The organism is Mesorhizobium sp. M8A.F.Ca.ET.021.01.1.1, from assembly GCF_003998025.1.
Taxonomy (GTDB): Bacteria; Pseudomonadota; Alphaproteobacteria; order Rhizobiales; family Rhizobiaceae; genus Mesorhizobium.
The window spans coordinates 1-3,313 of record NZ_RZSJ01000649.1 but is presented as its reverse complement, the minus strand read 5'-3'; the positions used below and the strand labels follow the sequence as shown (position 1 = coordinate 3,313).

Below are 3,313 nucleotides of genomic sequence, written 5' to 3'. Positions count from 1 at the left end.
CATCCCTGAAGACCGCAAGACCGAAGGCCTGATGCTGCCGATGACGGTGCGCGAAAACCTGTCCTTCGCCGCGCTTGACCGGCTGTCGAAAGGGGGCATCATCGACCGCGCCACCGAGCAGCGGCTGATCGACGACATGGTCGGCCTGCTGGCGATCAAGACGGCCGGTCTCGACATCCCGGTCGGCGCGCTGTCGGGCGGCAACCAGCAGAAGGTGGTCATCGCCAAATGGCTGATGCGCCAGCCGCGCATCATCCTGCTCAACGATCCGACGCGCGGGATCGATGTCGGCACCAAGCAGGAAATCTATCAGCTGATGCGCAAGCTGGCGGACGCGGGCGCGGCGATCCTGTTCTATTCGACCGATTATGACGAGTTGATCGGCTGCTGCGACCGCGTGCTGGTGCTCTATGACGGGGCGGTCAAGCGCGAACTGGTCGGCGCCGAGATCACCGAACGGGCGCTGATATCGAGCGCGCTCAACATCCATGGCGAGGAGAGCCCGGTGGGCCTGGGAGCGGAAGCGTGAAAGATTGGCGCTACTGGCTGGCCGAGCAGCGCGGAACGCTGCTGGCGCTCGGCATCTTCATCGTCATGTTCGTCATCTACACCTCCAACCATCCGGCGGGCTTCACCGCCAATGTCGTGCAGACGGCCGCGAACAAGGGCGTGCTGCTTGCCTTCGTCGCCATGGCGCAGACACTGGTCGTCATCACCTCCGGCATCGACCTGTCCGTCGGCATGATCTTCCTGCTCACCAACTGCCTGGCCTCCTGGCTGGTGGTGGGCACGCCGATGCAGACCACGCTCGGCGTCATCGCCGTGCTGGCGGCGGGCCTTCTGTGCGGCGCCATCAACGGCGCCATCGTCATCTATGGGCGGCTGCAGCCGATCGTCGCCACCATCGCCACCGGCGCGGTCTATTACGGAGTGGGCCTCCTGCTGCGCCCATTCCCGGGCGGCTCGGTCAACGAGGACCTGGCCGATGCCATGACAGGACGTTTTTTCGATCTGGTGCCGGCAAGCCTGGTCGTGCTGCTGGCGGTCGTGCTGTTGATCTGGGTGCCGTTCAGCCGTTCGGTACTCGGCCGTGCCGCCTACGCGGCCGGCTCTTCGGAAACGGCTGCCTACATGTCTGGCGTGCCGATCCGTCGCGGCAAGTTTGCCGCCTACACACTGGCCGGCCTGCTGGCCGCGATCGGCGGGCTGTTCCTCACCTTCTTCACCTATACGGGGGAGGCAGCCTATGCCAGCGGCAACGCCTACACGCTGTTTTCGATCGCGGCCGTGGTGCTGGGTGGCGTCTCCTTGTTCGGTGGCAAGGGCAGTGCCATCGGCGCCATCTTCGGCGCGCTGGCCTTCCGCACGATCGGCGATCTTCTGTTCGTCTTCGACTTCGATCCGCTCTGGCAGCCGCTGTTCCAGGGCGTTATCCTGCTGGTCGCCGTCAGCCTCGGCGCCTTCGCCCTGTTTCGGGTCCGCAACCGGCTGGAGTGGTTCCTGTGAGCGAGACGACCTTGGGCGGCATTGCCGGCCGCATGCCGAAATTCATCCGCCGCGCCGATCCGGCGGTGCTGACGGCCTTTGCCTGCATCGTGGTGCTGCTGTTGGTGGGCAGCCTCTATTCGCGCAGCTTCCTGTCGCCTGAATATCTCTTGCAGCAGCTCAAGGTGGCTTCGTTCCTTGGCGTCATTGCCACCGGCATGATGCTGGTCATCCTGCTCGGCCAGATCGACCTGTCGGTGCCGTGGTCGGTGGCGGCGGGCGCGATGATGGCCTGCGCGGCGGCGGCCTATGGTCCGGCCGGCGTGGTGCTGGCGATCCCGTTTGGCATCTTCTGTGGCGTGCTGATCGGCGTCGTCAACGGCATTGGCGTCGCCTATCTGCGCATCCCCTCGATGATCATCACGCTGGCCACCAACGCCGTCGCGCAAGGGCTGATGGTGGTCTACACCGGGGGATTCTCGCCGCAGGATTCGGCCACCGGCGCCATGCGCTACCTGGCCACCGGCTTCACCATTCCGGGCGTCCCCAACGCGGTCATCATCTGGGCGCTGATCGGGGCCGCGATGGTGTTCGTGCTGACCCGCAGCGGTTTTGGCCGCGCGGTCTATGGCATCGGCAACCGCGAGCGCGCCGCCTATCTCTCCGGCATCGACACAAGACGCGTGGTGATGATCGCTTTTGCCGTCTCCGGCGGGCTCTCCGCCTTTGGCGGCGTGCTGCTGGCGGGTTACGCCTCCAAGGCGGCGCAATCTATGGGGGATGCCTATCTGCTGCCGTCGATCGCGGCCGTCGTGCTCGGTGGCACCTCGATCCTGGGTGGGCGCGGCTCCTATCTCGGCACGGTCGCGGGCGTGATCCTGATCACGCTGCTGCAATCCATCCTGTCGGTCATGCAGATGCCCGAGGCGGGACGGCAGATCATCTATGGCGTCGTCATCGTCGCCATGCTCCTTCTCTACGGCCGCGCGCCGGCGAGCCGCTGACGGTGGACGAAAAGGCAGCGCAGGCGCCGACGGGCGCTTCCGGTTTGGCACCTCCGGCTATCGTGGTGATGGGCGTCGCCGGCTGCGGCAAGTCAGCCTTCGGTCTCGCGCTGGCCGCCGCGCTGGGTGCCGTCTTCATCGAGGGCGACAGGCTGCATCCGCCCGAAAACGTCGCCCGCATGGCGCGGGGCGAGCCGCTCACCGATCAACTGCGCGAGGGCTGGCTCGACGCGATCGGCGAGCAGATCGCGGCGTCGATCGGCAACGGCCAAGGTGTGGTCGCCGCCTGCTCGGCGCTGAAGCGCGGCTATCGCGAGCGGCTGCGCGGCTTTTGCCCCGATATCGTCTTCCTCTATCTGGAGATCGATCCGGCCACCGCACGGCGGCGCGTCGGCAACCGCAAGGGCCATTTCATGCCGGCAAGCCTGGTCGACAGCCAGTTCGCCATCCTGGAGCCGCCGGGCCAAGACGAGCGGGCATTGACGCTCGACGCGACGCAGCCGGTCGACGAACTCGTCACCCAGGCATTGCGCTCGATGCGCCGCTCATGAGCCTTCTTCTGCGCTGATGCCGATGCCGTCCTGAGCTTCGGTCAACCGCTCATGGCGCGACCAGGACATCATCTGCTCGGGGCACTGCTTCAGCGCCTCCAGCAAGCGGTCGCGTTTCAGCAGGATGTAGTGTGCCTGCAGGGCCATGTTCTTGGCTCCGTCCCTGGTTGTGTTCACTGCCGTGAGCGCCGGTGCCGGCGGCACCAGTTCGGGGCTCAAGACGGCCCGGTATTGCCGGAAGGGCACGTCCTCGAAAGTCGACATGGCAAACAG

General features: G+C 66.1%; 4 protein-coding genes and 1 pseudogene. 4 read left to right on the top strand and 1 reads right to left on the bottom strand.

Features of this window, described 5'->3' with window-relative positions; all coding sequences use genetic code 11:
• The 4 genes from EOA36_RS31475 to EOA36_RS31460 all read left to right on the top strand — a co-directional run.
• A partial coding sequence (locus tag EOA36_RS31475) for an ATP-binding cassette domain-containing protein (protein WP_145969411.1) occupies positions 1 to 529 on the top strand: 529 nt, incomplete at its 5' end.
• On the top strand, positions 526 to 1,506 hold the full coding sequence (locus EOA36_RS31470; protein ID WP_127280764.1) for an ABC transporter permease: 981 nt from the start codon (positions 526 to 528) through the stop codon (positions 1,504 to 1,506). The genes EOA36_RS31475 and EOA36_RS31470, both read left to right, overlap by 4 nt.
• The gene (locus EOA36_RS31465) at positions 1,503 to 2,489 is read left to right on the top strand and encodes an ABC transporter permease (RefSeq protein WP_127280763.1); all 987 of its coding nucleotides are present in this window, start codon (positions 1,503 to 1,505) and stop codon (positions 2,487 to 2,489) included. Before EOA36_RS31470 ends, EOA36_RS31465 begins: the two co-directional genes overlap by 4 nt.
• Positions 2,490 to 2,491: 2 nt before the next feature.
• Positions 2,492 to 3,040 carry a gluconokinase gene (locus EOA36_RS31460; protein WP_127280762.1) on the top strand — a complete coding sequence of 183 codons (549 nt, stop codon included), beginning with the start codon at positions 2,492 to 2,494 and terminating at the stop codon, positions 3,038 to 3,040.
• Here the strand turns inward: EOA36_RS31460 and EOA36_RS31455 are convergent.
• Positions 3,035 to 3,313: pseudogene (locus EOA36_RS31455) on the bottom strand (hypothetical protein); the annotation flags it as partial. The gene EOA36_RS31460 and the pseudogene EOA36_RS31455 sit on opposite strands and share 6 nt — an antisense overlap.